Origin of the sequence: Vibrio sp. M260112 (assembly GCF_036533775.1) — a bacterium.
Lineage (GTDB): Bacteria > Pseudomonadota > Gammaproteobacteria > Enterobacterales > Vibrionaceae > Vibrio.
The window spans coordinates 1-16,797 of the sequence record NZ_JATABH010000061.1 but is presented as its reverse complement, the minus strand read 5'-3'; the positions used below and the strand labels follow the sequence as shown (position 1 = coordinate 16,797).

General features: G+C 43.8%; 11 protein-coding genes and 1 pseudogene. 5 read left to right on the top strand and 7 right to left on the bottom strand.

The annotated features are described in order from the left end of the window. Positions 1-189: 189 nt before the first annotated feature. Together QTN95_RS18040 and QTN95_RS18035 are read right to left on the bottom strand one after the other, a co-directional pair. Positions 190-1,494 carry an insulinase family protein gene (locus QTN95_RS18040; protein WP_331418467.1) on the bottom strand — a complete coding sequence of 435 codons (1,305 nt, stop codon included), beginning with the start codon at positions 1,492-1,494 and terminating at the stop codon, positions 190-192. 250 nt (positions 1,495-1,744) lie between these two features. Further along, the gene (locus tag QTN95_RS18035; RefSeq protein ID WP_331418465.1) at positions 1,745-3,520 is read right to left on the bottom strand and encodes an EAL domain-containing protein; all 1,776 of its coding nucleotides are present in this window, start codon (positions 3,518-3,520) and stop codon (positions 1,745-1,747) included. Positions 3,521-3,907: 387 nt separating this feature from the next. On the opposite strand from QTN95_RS18035, the gene QTN95_RS18030 reads away from it, so the two are divergent. Then, entirely contained in the window at positions 3,908-4,798 is an 891-nt protein-coding gene (locus QTN95_RS18030) for a LysR family transcriptional regulator (protein ID WP_331418464.1), read from the top strand. On the opposite strand, the gene QTN95_RS18025 is transcribed toward QTN95_RS18030, so the two are convergent. Then, positions 4,779-5,411, bottom strand: a complete 633-nt coding sequence (locus tag QTN95_RS18025; RefSeq protein WP_331418463.1) for a response regulator transcription factor — start codon at positions 5,409-5,411, stop codon at positions 4,779-4,781. The genes QTN95_RS18030 and QTN95_RS18025 overlap by 20 nt on opposite strands. 152 nt (positions 5,412-5,563) lie before the next feature. Further along, positions 5,564-6,349 (bottom strand): substrate-binding periplasmic protein, encoded by a 786-nt coding sequence (locus tag QTN95_RS18020; protein ID WP_331418462.1) that lies wholly within the window; start codon positions 6,347-6,349, stop codon positions 5,564-5,566. Positions 6,350-6,456: 107 nt separating this feature from the next. Between QTN95_RS18020 and QTN95_RS18015 the strand changes: the two genes are divergently transcribed. Beyond that, positions 6,457-6,888, top strand: a complete 432-nt coding sequence (locus QTN95_RS18015) for an RNA-binding S4 domain-containing protein (protein ID WP_331418461.1) — start codon at positions 6,457-6,459, stop codon at positions 6,886-6,888. Between the two features lie 59 nt (positions 6,889-6,947). Here the strand turns inward: QTN95_RS18015 and QTN95_RS18010 are convergent, their stop codons facing one another. Further along, complete coding sequence (locus tag QTN95_RS18010) at positions 6,948-8,684, bottom strand: methyl-accepting chemotaxis protein (RefSeq protein WP_331418460.1); 1,737 nt, start codon at positions 8,682-8,684, stop codon at positions 6,948-6,950. A gap of 81 nt (positions 8,685-8,765) precedes the next feature. Further along, positions 8,766-12,722, bottom strand: a complete 3,957-nt coding sequence (locus tag QTN95_RS18005) for a PAS domain-containing hybrid sensor histidine kinase/response regulator (RefSeq protein ID WP_331418459.1) — start codon at positions 12,720-12,722, stop codon at positions 8,766-8,768. Between the two features lie 111 nt (positions 12,723-12,833). On the opposite strand from QTN95_RS18005, the gene QTN95_RS18000 reads away from it, so the two are divergent. Next, entirely contained in the window at positions 12,834-13,928 is a 1,095-nt protein-coding gene (locus tag QTN95_RS18000; RefSeq protein ID WP_331418458.1) for an HD-GYP domain-containing protein, read from the top strand. Positions 13,929-14,200: 272 nt separating this feature from the next. Beyond that, positions 14,201-14,698: pseudogene (locus QTN95_RS17995) on the top strand (ATP-binding cassette domain-containing protein); the annotation flags it as partial. Here QTN95_RS17995 and cueR read toward each other — a convergent pair. Continuing rightward, a complete protein-coding gene (cueR, locus tag QTN95_RS17990) occupies positions 14,682-15,074 on the bottom strand; it encodes a Cu(I)-responsive transcriptional regulator (protein WP_331418457.1) in 393 nt (130 codons plus the stop codon). The pseudogene QTN95_RS17995 and the gene cueR sit on opposite strands and share 17 nt — an antisense overlap. A 345-nt stretch (positions 15,075-15,419) precedes the next feature. Between cueR and QTN95_RS17985 the strand changes: the two genes are divergently transcribed. Next, on the top strand, positions 15,420-16,613 hold the full coding sequence (locus QTN95_RS17985) for an acetate/propionate family kinase (protein ID WP_138972574.1): 1,194 nt from the start codon (positions 15,420-15,422) through the stop codon (positions 16,611-16,613). The last annotated feature ends 184 nt before the right edge of the window (positions 16,614-16,797 follow it).

The following is a 16,797-nucleotide window of genomic DNA, read 5'->3' as shown; positions in this document are numbered from 1 at the left end:
CAGGTTCGATCCCCAAAAAGTTAAGGGCGATGCGAGAGCGAGTGAAGCGCTACATTCTGCCAGAGCGAAAAAAACGGCCCGAATCAAGGACCGTTCGTATGAATAAGACTCGCTATCCAGTTCGTTCCAAACACGTTAAGTGATAGGAGCCATAATTGGCGGCTTTGTTCATCAATTGGGCAATTGTGATTAAAGAATCACAGCATCATCTTGAGACCAGATTTTTGCCAGCTCTTTACTCACATCCAACTCGTTGAGATGAGCTACATGGAAGTTGAGCAGGTCAAGATCGTATGACGGTGCCGTATAGACTGAGCCAGAGTTGACTGCTTCGATCAGACGATCAGCTTGTTGCGCGGTGTAATCTGCATTTTGTCGACGAGTTTGACGTTGTAGCTGTTCACGAACTTGGCTTACCACCATTTCATACTCGGTCTGAGTAAAACCACTGGCAATGGCACGTTTAATTTCTGCTTGTACGATTTGTTGTGCCTTGCTGCGTTCATTAACGTCTAGATCCGTTAATCGAATTTGAGAGAGCAGCTTATGGTTAAATACAAGCTGATTATCAACCACAACTTTGGCTAATGTGTGCTGCTGTTGCAATGCATTCTCAATACGTTGTTCAAGCAACTTATTGGCTAAGGTTGCAATCAGCATATCTTTTCTTAACGCTTTGCTGTCTGTTTGGTTATGAACCGACTTCAAGCTGCTGATTGAAACTGAAGAATCATTGGCGACAGACTGAGCCGTGACTGGCGTGGCGGTAAAGGCAGCTAGAGAGTGAGTTGATGAGCTCTTGTTTGCTTTCCAGTCTGCGAAACTTTTGTCAATCAGATTCGCTGCTGAGCGAGGACTAACCGCACCAGCAATGACCACAGTAATGTTCTGCGGTATATATTGTTGAGCTTGAAAATCATGCACTGAGGACAGAGGGGTATCGGCCAAAGTTTCCGCATCGAGTGCTAACCAGTGCTGATCAACCGCCAACGGCTGTAACTGTTTTGTTGCGATAACTTGGTCAATATCTGTTAGCGACGATTGACCTTTCACCAGTAATTCTGAAACTTGCGATGTTTGGATCTGTGTTGTTAACCCAGAGCGAATCAGGTCAAGCGCACGACCAATGTCTGCATCGGTGCCATGAGCAAGATCTAGGCTGAATACCGTTTGCTGAAAACCAGAGGTTGCAAGCCAGTCTGTACCTGAAATGGAGTTCAGTGCGGTAATTCTTGCTAGTGGGTAGTCGGCCGGCTCTTGTGCAACCCCAGATCCCACTCGTACGCGAATCGACACTTCGTCGCTGGTTTTGGTGGTCGGTAGGATGATGTAACGTAGGCCGTTTTCCAACTGCGCGACTGAAGTGCGAGCTGGTAGTTGAATATCTGTGTGCTCAAACCATAGCGGGCTATTGCTTGCAGCAGAAGCGACTGGCGAAAACATTAAAGATGCAGATAGAGCTGCACTGAACAAAGTACGAATCGAATTAGACACTTATTACTCCAGAAACAATGAATTTGATATCTCTGTGTCCTGAGAGCTCGATGTAATAACATCGGACTCCGTGTATGTCTATCCATGAACTCGAAGCTGAGCTTCGTAACACGTCGCTGCCAGTGAATCGCGATCCTGCGAGGCAATGGAACATCTCATTATTAAAACGGTGAGATTTTCTACAACTAAAGTTGATTAGTCAAATTGAATTATGATTTGAGTGAATACGTCTCATATCTGAGACGTCCGACTAGACGGTCGTATAGTGGCTAGCGCTGGCGATAGAGAGCGGTTTTGAAAACCAATAGCCTTGTAAATAGGAGACGCCCATATCGGTGAAGACCTTCTGCATCGCGGCATTTTCAATACCTTCTATCACTATATCGATATTGTAAGTGGTACAGAGCTTAGTGATGAAAGAGAGGTACTCAAAGGTGACGGGGTTTTCCATTGAACGCCATGCAATGGATTTATCGATTTTGATTTGCGACAGAGGCAAATCGAAAAAGCTGTTTAATGAACTATAGCCGGCGCCAAAATCATCAAGCGATAACTGAAAGCCTAAGCCATTGAGGCGATGTAGCTGCGCAATCGCACTTTTATTGTCATCCAGTATGATGGTTTCTGTTAACTCAAGCACAATGGAGCTTGCGGAAACATTGTGTTTATCGATTAACTGTTTGAGTTCGTCTGGAAATTGCTGGCTAAGTAACTGCAAAACAGAGACATTAACGTTGACTTTAATCGACTCTGTGTGGGTCTGCTGGTATTGGTTGATGAAGCGACACGCCTCGTCAAATACCAAATAGCCCAGCTCACTAATTAAGCCTTTTCGTTCAGCCACACTAATGAACTCGTCAGGATAAATTTCACCGTGCTGGCCGCTTTTCCAGCGTACTAAGCTTTCAAAGCTTGCAACGACATTGTTTTTAGTACAAATGATCGGTTGGAACTTGACGGACAGCTTGCGCTTTTTGATTGCGTTGCCAAGTTCTTGATCGATATAAAAATGCCGGTCAACCTGATTTTTGGTGTTTCCGGCATAAATACGAATGTAGTTGTCACGCTTGGTCGCTGCGTATTGACTGGTTTTTGCAGCAACTTTGACCAACTCATCGACGGCTAACTTATCACAAATATTGGGGTAGATGCCGATGCTGATGTCGGTCGTGTATAGGAAGTCGATGGCTTCCACTGAGTCTTGATAGGCTTGACACATCCGCTGAGCAAGGTTTTTTAGCTCATTGTTGTCGTACTGACCCCGCACCAGAATGGCAAAGTCGTGTGATTGAATCCGGTATATATCGACAAATTGGTCTGGGAACTCACCTAAAATCATCGTTAAGTGAGAAAGTAGATTGCGCATAATCTGCGAGCCATAAAGCGTTTGGTCTGATCGAGCATTGCCTGCTTGAATATATACAAGGTGGTGTGACTGCGTTGTGACTCCCTTGATGTTATCAAGGTCAAGAGCAAGCTTCTGCTCGTTGGACAGTCCTGTAGGCCCATCACGCAGGGAAGATTGCTGCACATACGTTTCCATGAGTTTTCTGTCGGAAATGTCTTTGTGGCAACCAATCATAAAGCGATGCCCGTTTACCGTTTTGGTGATGGCGGTACCTTCCAGCCATGTGTATTGACCGTTAGTACAGCGCACTCGATATTCTACGGTGACACGAGACTCATCTTCTTGAATATGCTCGTCGACGCGTTCAGACAAGGTGACTTTGTCGAGGGGATGGACAAGATCAAGCCAAGTTTGTAGACAGGTATGCCCTGACTCTACACCAAATCGGGCGTAAAATGATGGGTTATAGAAGCAGACATGTTCGGTATCAGACATATAGAAAATACCGTCATTCAGAACGTCTACCACATGTTGAAAATGATTATCCATCAATTCATCTAACTCGGCACCACTTAGGATGCTCGGCTGATGTGAATCTGACTCAGCCGTTTCGACACTAATCTCTGAGACAAGTGTTATTCTAGGACGCGGATTGATGCTTTTCATTGATTGTGACATCTGTGGCTTAGTTACCTATAAGACAATTTCTCGGTCAAATCTATATTCTATAAAAATTCTTTCTTACGCATATTTTCAGTAATACATGAAATTAAGATGAATCTCTAGCAGATGGCTCGCAATAATTGTCAATAGATCAAAAACGTTGGCTTGCGTTGGCAACATAACCAAAAAAAGTAGTGACAGTTTGATTAATGGCATGCTAGTGATGGCAAAATACAGGCTTGTTTGCTGAAAAGACCCCATTTTATTTTACAAATAGGCGCTATGCAGAGAACATAAGTAGCTGTTTTTATGATTTTTCCTCGCTATACTGACGGATAAATACAAGATAGAGACCTAATTGCAGTTTGGTCGAAGAGTCTGCATTGGAGCACTGGATACACTATGAAATCACAGCTTGATCTTAATCTCCTTAAAGTACTTCCTCTGCTTGATAAACACCGTCAATTGAAACCGGTTGCGAAAGAACTGGGGAAAACAGAAAGTGCGGTGAGCAAGTATTTGGCCAAACTCAGAGAGCAACTAGGCGATCCGCTGTTCGTCAGAGGGGCGTTTGAATTCGAACCGACCGAATATACAACCAATTTGCTGCCTAAAATTACCGCAGGTCTTGATATGATCAATGAGGCGGTACAGCGTGAAGAGTTTAACCCTGCCTTATATGATAAAAGTATTTCGATAGCTTTACCCAGTCTAGGCCAGTCATTGGTGGGAAAAGCCTTGTTGCTGGATCTCATAGAGATCTTCCCCAAGGCTAAGATCAATATCACTACTTGGAATGAAACATCGATCACTGACATTCTTGATGAACGGTTGGATATCGGGGTTCAGTACTTCAACGAAGAGCTAACCAAAACGATTTTTCAGCATCACTTAGGCAAATACAAAGGGGCAATTATTTGTGCCAAGCCGTATGCAGACAGGTCATTAGAAGAAAAGCTGCGTATGCCTTATATCATGATGGAGATGAAAGGTTGGCAAGATACCAAAGCGGTGACAAACAAAGCATTGGAAGAGCAGGGAATTGAAATCAACACCTTTGCGACGGTAGATAATATCACCTGCTTATTTGATGTTCTTGAGTGTACTGAGAGCGCAACATTGCTCCCTTATACAAACCACACTCAGTTGCATGAAAAATATTGCGTCACTGTGCTACCTGATCATTTGCAGATGGAGCATCCGCCGTCAGTGGTTGCCAATTACAAATTGGTCAACCATGGTAATCCGCTCCATCAACTCTTAGCGTCTAAGGTCAAGCAGCATCTTTTCTAGTTTCATTAAGGTCGATATGGATGTGTTGTTGAATTCGCATCAACTCTACAATGGAATCGACCTTATATTTATCTAAAATTCTTGCCTTATAAGTACTGATGGTTTTTGTGCTTAGTGATAGCATTTCAGAGATCTTCTTGTTGCTGTAGCCTTTAATCAGATAATTGAATACAACGGTTTCTCGCTTTGACAAAGTGGTATTGCGCTTCTTAAGGTTATCTGTTTTTTTGAATGCAGAATGGCCGCGTAATACGCTTAGCACAGCCTCTTTGAGCACTAGAGTGTTTTCTAATTTAGAGACGTAACCATTAGCCCCTAACGATTTTGCTGTTTCTGAATACATCGGATGCTTATTACTCGAAACAAATAAAATGCGTCCAGTGTATCCATATGCTCGTGCGCGTCTTACAAATTCGAATCCATCAGAGCCTTCAAGATCGACATCAAGCACCACCATATTAATGTTATGATTTCTGACCAACTGTATTGCAAACGTTGCTGAAGGTGCCTGCAAAACCTGCACATTTGGGATGGTCTCGTAAAGCAGTTGAGATAGCGCTTCGCGCATAATGGGTTGACTATCAATCACTAACGTATGAGTTGAGGACATCATTTTACTTTCTCGCTGTTATTCTAATCAATGATGCTTCCGTGCCTTCAAATCCGATGGCGCTAATGTAAGATATAACTGACGGAAAAGGGGGAAAGCGACACTTTCCTGTACGGAAAAACTGTCATGGCAGGGTTAGTTAAGTCAATTAATCGTTATAGCTCTAAATATTTTTTGAGGATCTCATCTATGGTTCCATCCTCTTTGAGATATGTGATAATGGTGTTAAGTTGTTGAATAAATTCATCTTTGTAAGGGTATTTATCTGGCGATTGATTGGTGAATCCAACATAGCCTTGTTCACTACTCACAGAGTTACCTAATTGCATTTTCCAGGAGGAATTAATGATGCCTTCTTCACGTAACAACTTGACTTCCCAAAGAATTGACAGCCGATCGTTTAAGTAACAGTCAATACGATTCTTATACAGGTTGAGGACATTGTTGCGATTGCCTTTGGCTTCGATAAGTTTAATGGTTCCTTTTTTAACCTGTTGCCAGAATTCATTTCCACCTAACGCGAAAGAATCGTTTACGCCGACGGTTAAACCAAGGTAATCATCAGGCCAGACATTGAGTTGCCGGTCTTTTACACGATCTGGCTGACAGTAAACCACGACTTCTTCGTCAAGGATTGGGTGTGAGTAAGGAGAGATGTATAAGCGTTGATCTGGGTAGTAGTAAGGGGGAAAAAGCGCAAACCCTTCTCCGGTTTCTAACAACTTCAACCCTCTTTTCCAAGGAACGGGTGAAACTTTGATTCGATATTCCGGCATTCTCTCAAAAGCGGCTAATAGAATATCCACGTAGATTCCTCTAAGCTCACCATCGACCGAATAACTGTATGGTGGGTATGAGTCATCGCCGTAAACAGTTACGGAAGTAGGCGGATAGTATGCCCAACAGGCGTTGCTTAAAAGAGCGATTATTAGCCATCTCAAGACGACATCACCTTAGCGTTGTTCTTTCTATAGTTAACTTTAGTTTATTTATCGCCGCTGAGAGATTAGACTTTCATTTTTATTAGTGAATGACCGCAAGGTATGGTATGAGCCAGGATTACGAGCAGGGCGAAGAAATCGAAATTGAAGCGATAGGTATTGAAGTATCGTCACAGCCAATTGAGCTGTATAAAGTGTTTAAAATCGCTAACCTTGTTGGTGGCGGTGGTGAAGCAAAGCACTTGATAGCGGAAGGTTATGTTGCGGTAAATGGTGAGCTGGAAACTCGCAAACGTCGTAAGATGTATGACGGTGATTTGTTTGAATTCAATCAGGAATACTATGTCGTGATCTGTGATGCGCCTGTAACAGAACCTCAAGAGAAGCCAGCTAAGGTCGAAAAAGTGCCGCAGCCACTTAAGTCTCAGCCAAAGAGCCAGAGTAAAAAAACGCCAAAAAACAAAGATAAAGCGAAAAAGGCAGAGTCTAAACCTGCGAAAAAAAGCGGTAACGGACGTTCCTCAATCGACTTTTTTTAAGGTTTGATTGATGAGTAAAGGGCCCACAGGGCCCTTTAAAAATAGAAATCGTTGAGCAATCAAGTGCGAATATGGGCTATCACTTGATTCAGATCTTCGACGTTTTGCTGCAAGTCGACAACAATTGGTTGTAGCTGGTTGATTGCCTCGCTCATGTCAGACGAAAGGTTTTTGATGTTGGCCAAATTACCAGATATTTCACCACTGACGGCGAGTTGTTCTTCAGTGGCGGCGGCAATGGAGGTATTGAGCTTGTGTATTTCTGCCGCCGAGCCTTGAATAGTACTGAGGGCTTCATTGGCAACGCTCATGTTTGAGCGTGTCGACTGCATCTTGTCAGCACTGCTGTGAATCGTGACGGTCGACTCTTTGGCTTTCTCTTGTAGTGTTGAGATGATGCTTTCGATTTCTCCCGTCGAGTCTTGGGTCCGCTGGGCTAGGGAGCGAACTTCATCGGCAACCACTGCAAAGCCTCGTCCTTGTTCACCTGCGCGCGCCGCTTCGATTGCCGCATTGAGCGCCAGAAGGTTTGTCTGCTCGGCTATCGCCTTGATCACGTCCAGAACATTCCCGACATTATTTGACTCTTCGGCAAGTTGTTGAATGATATGTGAGGTATTAGAGAATTCTCCCTCTAGTTGAGTGAATTCATTGGACGTCTTATCAAACACTTCTTTACTCGTCGATGCTTCTTTTTCCGCGCTCCCTGCATACTGTTCGGCCATATTGGTGCTCTCGGCAACATTGGATAACGCCGTGGTCATCTCTTCCATGGCTGTCGCCGCCATCTCCATTTCTTGGTTCTGTTGGCCTGCCATATCAATGTTGCGTTGAGTGATGGATTGAATCGACTGCGAAATGGTCGAAATAGTGGCGTTAACTTGATTGATTTTGCTGATGGTTTTCGCGTAGCTCTCTAGGACTTTGTTAATCGTGCTCCCAATGATGCCGAGTTCGTTATTGCTCTTATCGTCGACACGAAGGGTGAGATCAGAGTTGGTATCGACTTGTTTCAATAAGGTCGCCATTTGGTCTATCGGTTTTACCACGCGGCGATTGACCAATACATAGCCAATCATTGCGATAACAAATACAGCGATCAATGAAATATTACCTATCAAAACGGTGGTTTGAACTTCTTGAGCTGCCATCTCAAACTGTCGATTGGTTCGCGCTTCGAGTTCTTGAAAAAACGTATCGATAGGTGCCATGATCTTGGCTTTCTCTTGATGATATTCCTTACTATGCAAAAGTGCCGCGGCCATTGCTAAGTCGGGTTCACCCTTTTGGGTATAGTTGCCTGAGCTATCCGGATACAGCCCTTTAACCGCGTTCATCGCTTTGACTTCCATGTTGACCAGAGCATCTGAGTTTTGCTGTGCTTGTTTTAACAACTTGAATTCAGATTGGGTGAAGCCTAGATTTTCCATCATCTGTTGCAGAGATATTCTCTGGCCGTCAGGTTTTGGTTTCTGTCCATAACTCAACACTAAATCCCAATAGATTGTGTGATAATTTTCTGGGCGTGGTTTTTGGCCGTTGCGGATAGCCAGAATGTCCATATACATTTTTTCATAGGTATCATCAGCAGTTAGGACATAGGTGCGGCCTAAACGAGTTAAGTCATCAGAGCTTTGACGTAATTCATCAGCAGCTTGATAGGACTGGTAACGAACTTGTGCCATATCATCCACTTTCTGCAATAGGCCGTTAAGCTGAAAAACGGTGAAGACACTGATGATAATGCCTAAGGCGATGACCCCAAACACCAGCTTCATTGTATTGTTAATGTTCATTGTATTGATCCCTTTTTTACGATGAATCAACTGACGTTGTTTTATAACCTAAGGTGACTGCTCTTTACCTGTCATTATTTGTTATGGTTTAGGGAACTGGTCAAGCAGCTGTTTGGCCAATTCAAATTCAAATCCTTCAATAGCATCAATGAATTGAAGCTTCTGCTCTTCGGTCCAAATCCCGAATTGCTGGGCATCTTGAACTATGCTCAGCGCCTCAACATCATACGCTTCCACTAAGCTGACCAAACGTTGGTAGAGTTTGATTGGATCGGTCTCTGTTTTCACCTCGCTTGGTGTCCAATTTGCATGCCACTTTGCCAATTCAGCGTTTAGCTTTTTAATCAACTCTGCGCAAACTTCCAGCTCGCCCAGTGCAGACTTATCTTGTTCTCGGATGCGGCGTTCCATCTTTGCGGCAAGTTGAGAGACAAGTTTGACTCCTAAGTTAGCCGAAGATCCTTTTAGCGAGTGGGCCATTCGAGCCGCCATGTCCCAATCTTCTTTATCAATGACTTCTTTAAAGATAGATAACTCTGTGCTTTGCATCTCTAAGAATCGACCTAAAATGGTCAAATAACTCTCTTTGTCACCGCCAATATCATAAATGGCTTGCTCAACGTTGATGCCCGATAGGCTAGGCAGTTCAGAATCAACGGCGGGAGAGACGTTTTTTTCTTCTTGTAACAATTCATCGTTCGGTTGCTGTGCTGACAGATATTGAACCAGAGCTTGATAAAGGTTGTGCACATTGATAGGTTTAGCGAGATGAGAGTTCATGCCTGCATCTATGCAGCGTCTAACATCACTCTGCATGGCATTGGCGGTCATGGCGATAATGGGGAGATTTTGCCATTTTGGATTGCGTCTGATCTGTTCAGTGGCAGAGATACCATCTAAGACAGGCATCTGCATGTCCATAAAAACCAAGTCCACCGCTTCTTGTTCAAGAATGTCGATTGCTTGTTGGCCATTTTCAGCGGTCACTACACTGAGATTAGTACCGTTGAGTAGACCTAAAGCCACTTCTTGATTTACCTCGTTATCCTCAACTAATAGCACGGTTTGTCCATCAAATACGGGCTTTTCGAGTTGATTAGCATGATGGTTGCGAGTGGCTTGTTCAATGCCAAAACTGTTCATGATTGCATCGAGAAGGTTGGAAGGATTGACGGGTTTTACAATCAGAGAATCAATAAGTTTTGACGTCGTTTGGTCTAACGAAATTTCACGACCGTAAGCGGTGACGAGGAAACGTTTTGAACGTTCGAGTAGCCGTTCTTTTTGCGCAGTTTGTAGAAGTTCAACGCCATTTAAACCAGGCATGTTCCAGTCAACGAATAGTAGATCAAATTGGCTTTGTCGCATTTCATCAAGCGCTTCAAAACCGTTACTTACCGCTTTGGCTTCGAAGTGCATCGCACTTAGCAAGGTGACTAAAATATTTCGGGCGGAGTCGTTATCATCAACCACTAAGGCTCGCTTACCAGCCAGTCCGGCGATCGGCTTGGATATATCACGCATTTTGGCCTCTTGCAGGCCACATGTGATGGTAAATGCGAACGTTGAACCAACACTTGGAGTACTGCTGACACTCAATTGTCCACCCATCAACTCAACCAGTTGTTTGCTGATACTGAGTCCCAGACCTGTCCCGCCAAACTGCCGAGTGATGCTGCTATCCGCCTGAGAAAACGCATCAAATAGGTGGTTGATTTTATCTTTGTCGATGCCAATGCCAGTATCCTTGACCGCAAAATGAAGAACCACCTCGCGTTCGGTGACTAATTCAGGACGTACAGACACCACCACTTCGCCTTGTTCGGTAAATTTAACGGCGTTGCCACACAGGTTTACCAGCACTTGTCCTATTCGGAGTGGGTCGCCAATCAAACCAACGGGAACTTGAGGGTCAATATCGAGTAGAAATTCGATTTTTTTCTCTTGTGCTTTAAACGATATAACATTGATCAGGTTTTCAAATACCTCATCCAAACTAAAGTCGATGGTCTCTATGTTCAATTTACCCACTTCTATTTTCGAGAAGTCGAGGATGTCATTAACTATGCCAATCAGGTTTTTCGCAGATTCATTGATGCGAGTTAAATATTTCAGCTGGGCGGGATCGAGTTCAGTATTCAGTGCAAGGTGAACCATACCCAAAATACCGTTCATTGGTGTACGTATCTCGTGGCTCATATTCGCTAAAAACTCACCTTTAGCACGGCTCATCGCATCGGCAGTCTCTTTAGCGTCACGGAGTTCGGTTTCCATCTGCTTACGTTCAGTTAGGTCAAGTAAGATGCCGACAATTCCGGACACCTTGCCTTGGCTATTACTGAACGACGCTTCGCACACGAGCATGTCGCGTTCCTGTTGGTGTTGGTCGAGTAGAGATAACTCGTAGTTTTTACTTCCTTGCTGGAGAAATAACTCCTGATGAGTATCGTTAAAGCACCGCGAGGCATCTTGTTGGCTAAATACTTCTAAGGGGGTTTTGCCAACAATATCTTGCATTGGCAAGCCACATAACTCGCTGAACTTGGCGTTGACGGTCAGGTATTTGCCTTGTGGGGATAGGCAGTACATCGGGTTGGGGGTCGCATTTAAGATCTCTTGGTTGAGCTGAGATTGTTCCAGTACTTTTTGTTCGGCTTTTCTCTGTAGTTCGATGTTTTGGCTCAGTTGGATGCTGACGGCCAAATCATCGAGCATTTGAGTCAGCCACCGATACTGGATTTCATTTAATTCACTGATGGTACCGACTTCGAGTAAGGCGACAGGTTGTTCGTTAACACAAAGAGGGAAGTAGTAGAGTTCATTGAGTTCTAGGCTGCCACCGCTGACTGGCATGGTGTATTTTCCCGCCAGCGCTGTCATGCTGTAGGGCTTACCGGAAAGAAGAACGCTTAACTCCGTAGAACTGGTGTCTGAAATATGGCTCGCTTGTGTTCCATCGTAGCCAGCACCTGCCACTCGAACTAATTGATTATCTCGATACAAGGAGAGACCGATTTGTTGAATTGGAAATTGATGGAGAAGAAACTGAGTCACTTCTTGGCATAGGTCGAGCGTCGATTGACTGGTTCTCAGGACAATATTGAAGTCTTTGAATAGCGTATTTTGATTGAGTTGCTCTGTTATATGATGAAAAACGACGTTCAGACTATCGATGAAATGTTGCAGTTCCGCATAGGCTTTTTGAGTAATAGTAAAGGCATAATTTTTCTCTTTGACTTGATGAACCACCGTTTTTAATAAACGACTGACAGGGCTAATGTAGAGGTGCCACAGCAAAGCGAATGAAAGAGCGATCGACGCCAGCAATATGGTCATTAATGTGAGATAAATATTTCGGTATTCGAGTGCTTTTCGGTCGAAGTTATTGATACTGTTTTCAATTCGATAAACGATCGCTTTGTGAGCAGAACCGACGGCACGCATGATTTTGGCTTTTTCGGCGAAGTATTTTTTGCTGTACAGCAGTGATTGTGCGTATTGAAGATCGGGTTCTCCGGTGTCTATTTCTTGCCCTTGTTCGAGTATTTTTATCCCTTTAACCGCTAGAAAGGCTTCACGCTCAAGATTGACTAAGCCATCTGACAGCAAGAGAGCGCTTTTGAGTTCAAGAAATTCAGCCTCACTGATGCCAGAATCTCTCAATCTGGTGAGCTGTGGCGTACTTTGCCCACCACTGGTTGAGGGGAACGGCTCGGTTGAATTTGCTACTAAGTCCCAGTATTCATATTCATTGCCTATCGGCAGCGCCGCTTCGCCATTGCGTACGGCAAGGACTCGATTAAACATTTCTTCCCAATACTCATCACCTGTCACTGCGTACGCTCGGGCAAATTTTGTAAGGTGATCTGAGCTTTGTTTAAGTTCTTGTGAAAGTCGGTAGAAGCGATGTAAGTCATTTAGATAGGTGTGACTTTGTAAACGCAGTTCTGAAGCTTTATCCGTAATCACAGACATGGCCACAGCGCAGGCTCCCATTATTAGGAAGAGCAGCATAAATAGTGTGCGAATTGAACGCATTGGTTTCCTTCCCTGAGTAGATAGCAGTGCAAGTAACAACGACTTGTCTATAGTTATTTATAAGCTTACCTATTGTTATTCTAGTCTACAAAATGTTTTGGGAAATTTCGTATGGCCGTTGAAAACCTGAGTGACTGCACAGTGCTGATCGTTGATGACTGTGTAGACAACCTTGCGTTTATGGCTCAAGGGTTGAAAGGGAGTTACCATGTAAAAGCTGCCAAGAGTGGGGAGATGGCGCTTAATATCGTTGAGAATTTCGCTATCGATCTGATTTTACTCGATATCGTTATGCCAAACATTACTGGATATGACGTTATCCGAGCGGTCACCAGTAATCACAGTACACGTCATATTCCAGTAATATTTCTTACAGGGAAAAGCTCTCCTGAAGATGAAAAACTAGGATTTGAACTTGGTGCGGCTGACTACATTCATAAGCCCATCAGCATACCTTTATTGCGCTCACGGGTGAGAACTCATCTGCAAAATAAGCGCTCAAAAGATATTCTCCTCGGCCAAAATGGTTACCTAGAGAAAGAAGTCCTCAAGCGCTCCTATGAACTTGACAGAATGCAGGATGCGGTCGTTTTTGCCCTCGCAAGCCTCGCTGAAACTCGAGATCCTGAAACAGGCAATCATATTTTGCGTACCCAGCACTACGTAAAGCTCCTAGCTGAAAAACTCGCTGAGAAATCTCAGTACAGTGAATGGCTGACACCTAAGGTGATTGATACCTATTTCAAGGCAGCACCACTTCACGATATTGGAAAGGTAGGAATTGTCGATTCGATTTTACTCAAACCGGGAAAACTGACCGATGAAGAGTTCGAAATCATGAAAGGGCATACGACACTGGGATTGATAGCTTTGGAGAAGGCTGAGCAGTTGTCAGGTGCCCGCAATGATTTGATCACTGTAGCCAAAGAGATCGCCTATGGTCATCACGAAAAGTGGGATGGTTCAGGGTACCCAAATCACTATAGTGGTGAACAAATTCCACTCAGCGCTCGTTTGATGGCACTAGCAGATGTCTATGATGCGTTGAGATGTCGGCGTGTATATAAAGAGCCAATGACTCATCAAGACGCCAAAAATATCATCATGCAGGGGGGAGGGAGCCATTTTGATCCCCAGGTGATTGACGCCTTTATAGAGCAAGAAGATCGATTTATAAAAATCGCTCAAGAATTTGGCGATGGGTAACCCGTCCCTGAGTAAATAGGACGAGTTTGATACTTTACTTTAGCGTCGAGTTAGTGGGATTCACTGATCAGCCTGACTTTTCTGTCAGCGTGCAAGCTTACCATTCTTTGATAAATGTAAAAAACGTAAATCAGCAGTACATGGCTACAATTATAAATGATAATGCATTGCATTTGTAATTATGGACTCTAACAATGAAATTGTCTGCCGTTGCGCTGCTAGCCAGCCTAACTGTATTTGGTGCCAGTGCGAAAATGGTCGAGGTAGAACACGCTCAAGGTAAACTAAATCAGGATGACGCGTTGACTATCGACAAAGCGATCGAGTATCTCGACTTAAGCGACATTCAGCATAAGTATCTGGATGAACTGAGTGGTGGGCAACGCCAATTGTCATTTATTGCTATGGTCATGGCACAGGATACGGACTATGTTTTCCTGGATGAACCACTCAATAATTTGGACATCAAGCATTCATTACAAATCATGAAGAACATCAGACGACAGGCTCATGAAATGAACAAGGCGGTAGTTGTTGTGATTCATGACATTAACTTTGCAGCTTGCTACTCAGACATCATCATCGCTCTCAAAAAAGGACGAATTGTCGCTCAGGGGAGTGTGGAGCAAGTGATTCAGGCCGAGATCTTAGAAAGTATTTACGAAACACCGTTTAACATCGTTGAAGTTGGCGGCAAACGTATGTGTACCGTATGTGTACCTACTATTAAGCCCAATCAATGTTGTACGAGGTTTATTCAGCTTTGGTGAGATCTTCGATAATAGGGCAGCTACTGCCTGAGTCGCCTGGACATGCAGACACCCACTTTTTAAGTTGACGTTCGATCTCTTGGAGTTCACGAATCTTGATTTCCACTTCGTGCAGTTTTTCTTTTGCTTTTGCCTTTACTTCGCTGCTTTTGCGGTTGGAGTTGTGCGCTAACTGAACCAATTCCTTACATTCAATCAAAGAAAATCCAGCGTTCTTCGCTCTAGAAATCAGATTGAGCTCCTGAACATGCTGATCTGAATACTCACGATAGCCAGACTCGCTTCTGTGGGGAGCAGTGATGAGCCCTTTATCTTCATAGAGACGAATTGATTTGCTTGATAATCCAGTTAGCTTTGATACAGCACCAATATTCATTGTGTTTCCTTAGTGAGTTAGGCACGGCTAATTCTACTTTGACACTGTTTTACTATGTTTGTTCGCCAAAGGCTAGCCAGCAGCGACAAGTAGCCTTAGATATACATAGCAATCGATACCGTGAAACAGAGCAGGATGACGAATAATTATCCCAAACTGACAAAAAAACACATTAATTTTTGTATTCAAATTAAATAGCCATTTGCGATAGATCAACAAAAGTTTGTTTGTTTTGTTGAATAAGTATAAATAAAGTTGAAACATTCAAAAAATATTGAATAATAGGATCCACAAAACTATAGAAGTGTGACGCTTCATCAATCAGTCTGAAACAGGAACATATCCATGTCGAACACATTTGTGCTGGTCATTAACTCAGGTAGCTCTTCATTAAAATTCGCCGTTATCGACTCTCTGTCGGGTGAAGCAATTGTTAGCGGTCTGGGCGAGTGCTTTGGCTTGCCGGAAGCTGTAATCAGCTGGAAGTACAATGGCGAAAAAACCGAAGAAGCCATTGATGCACCGGACAACCACCACCAACACGCGATTAATCGTATCGTTGCTCTAATAGATACATTAGGGTTCAGCAATGACTTAGTGGCCGTTGGCCACCGCATTGTGCACGGCGGCGAAAAATTCACTTCGACAGTACGTATTGATGACGAAGTTCTAGCAGAAATTGAAAGCCTGTCAGACCTAGCTCCGCTCCACAACCCTGCTGGGGCGCTTGGAATCGAAGCATCGATGAAAGCTTTCCCAAGCTTGCCACAGTTTGCTGTGTTTGATACGGCTTTCCACCAAACAATGCCACAGAAAGCGTTCACTGGCGCAATCTCTAACGAGCTATACAAAGAGTACGGTATTCGTCGTTACGGATTCCACGGTACGAGCCATTACTTCGTTAGCCGCGAAGCAGCTAAGATGCTTAACAAACCAGTGGAACAAGCAAGCTTTATCTCCGTTCACTTAGGTAATGGTGCGTCTGTATGTGCGATTGAAAATGGTCAATCAGTGGATACATCAATGGGCTTTACACCGCTAGCAGGCCTAATGATGGGCACACGTTCAGGTGACCTTGACCCAGGTATCATTGAGTTCCTAATGAAGAAGGGCTGGAGCCAAGAGAAAGTATTCGAAACTCTGAACAAAAAATCAGGTTTCCTAGGTGTCTCTGGCCTGACATCCGATGCACGTGGCATTTTAGAAGCAATGGAAAACGGTCACGAAGGTGCCAAGCTTGCGTTTGAAGTATTTACCTACCGCGTAGCAAAATACATTGGTTCATACTTGATCCCGCTTAACCACTTAGATGCAATTATCTTTACTGGTGGCATTGGTGAGAACTCTCTTCCTATTCGCCGTGAGATTCTGAAAAACCTAAACCTACTTGGTTTTATCGAAGACGAGAAGGGTAACGAAGACGCACGCTTTGGTGCAGCAGGCATTATTGCTAAGTCAGAGATACTAAACGCAGTGGCTATGGTCATCCCAACTAACGAAGAATTCGTGATAGCCCAACAATCGGTTGAATTGCTGTAATTTAAACTAAAAACGGATAGTTAAAAGCGAGCTTGATGCTTAATGCCGATCAGTTAAGGCTTAAATGATCGGTTGAACGATCCTTTCAAGGTGTCAAAATCCGAGTGTATTCCAGACACTCGGATTTTTTTATGTTTCTAAGACAAGCACTTAACCAAGTTCATCAATTCTCTGTTGAGCAACT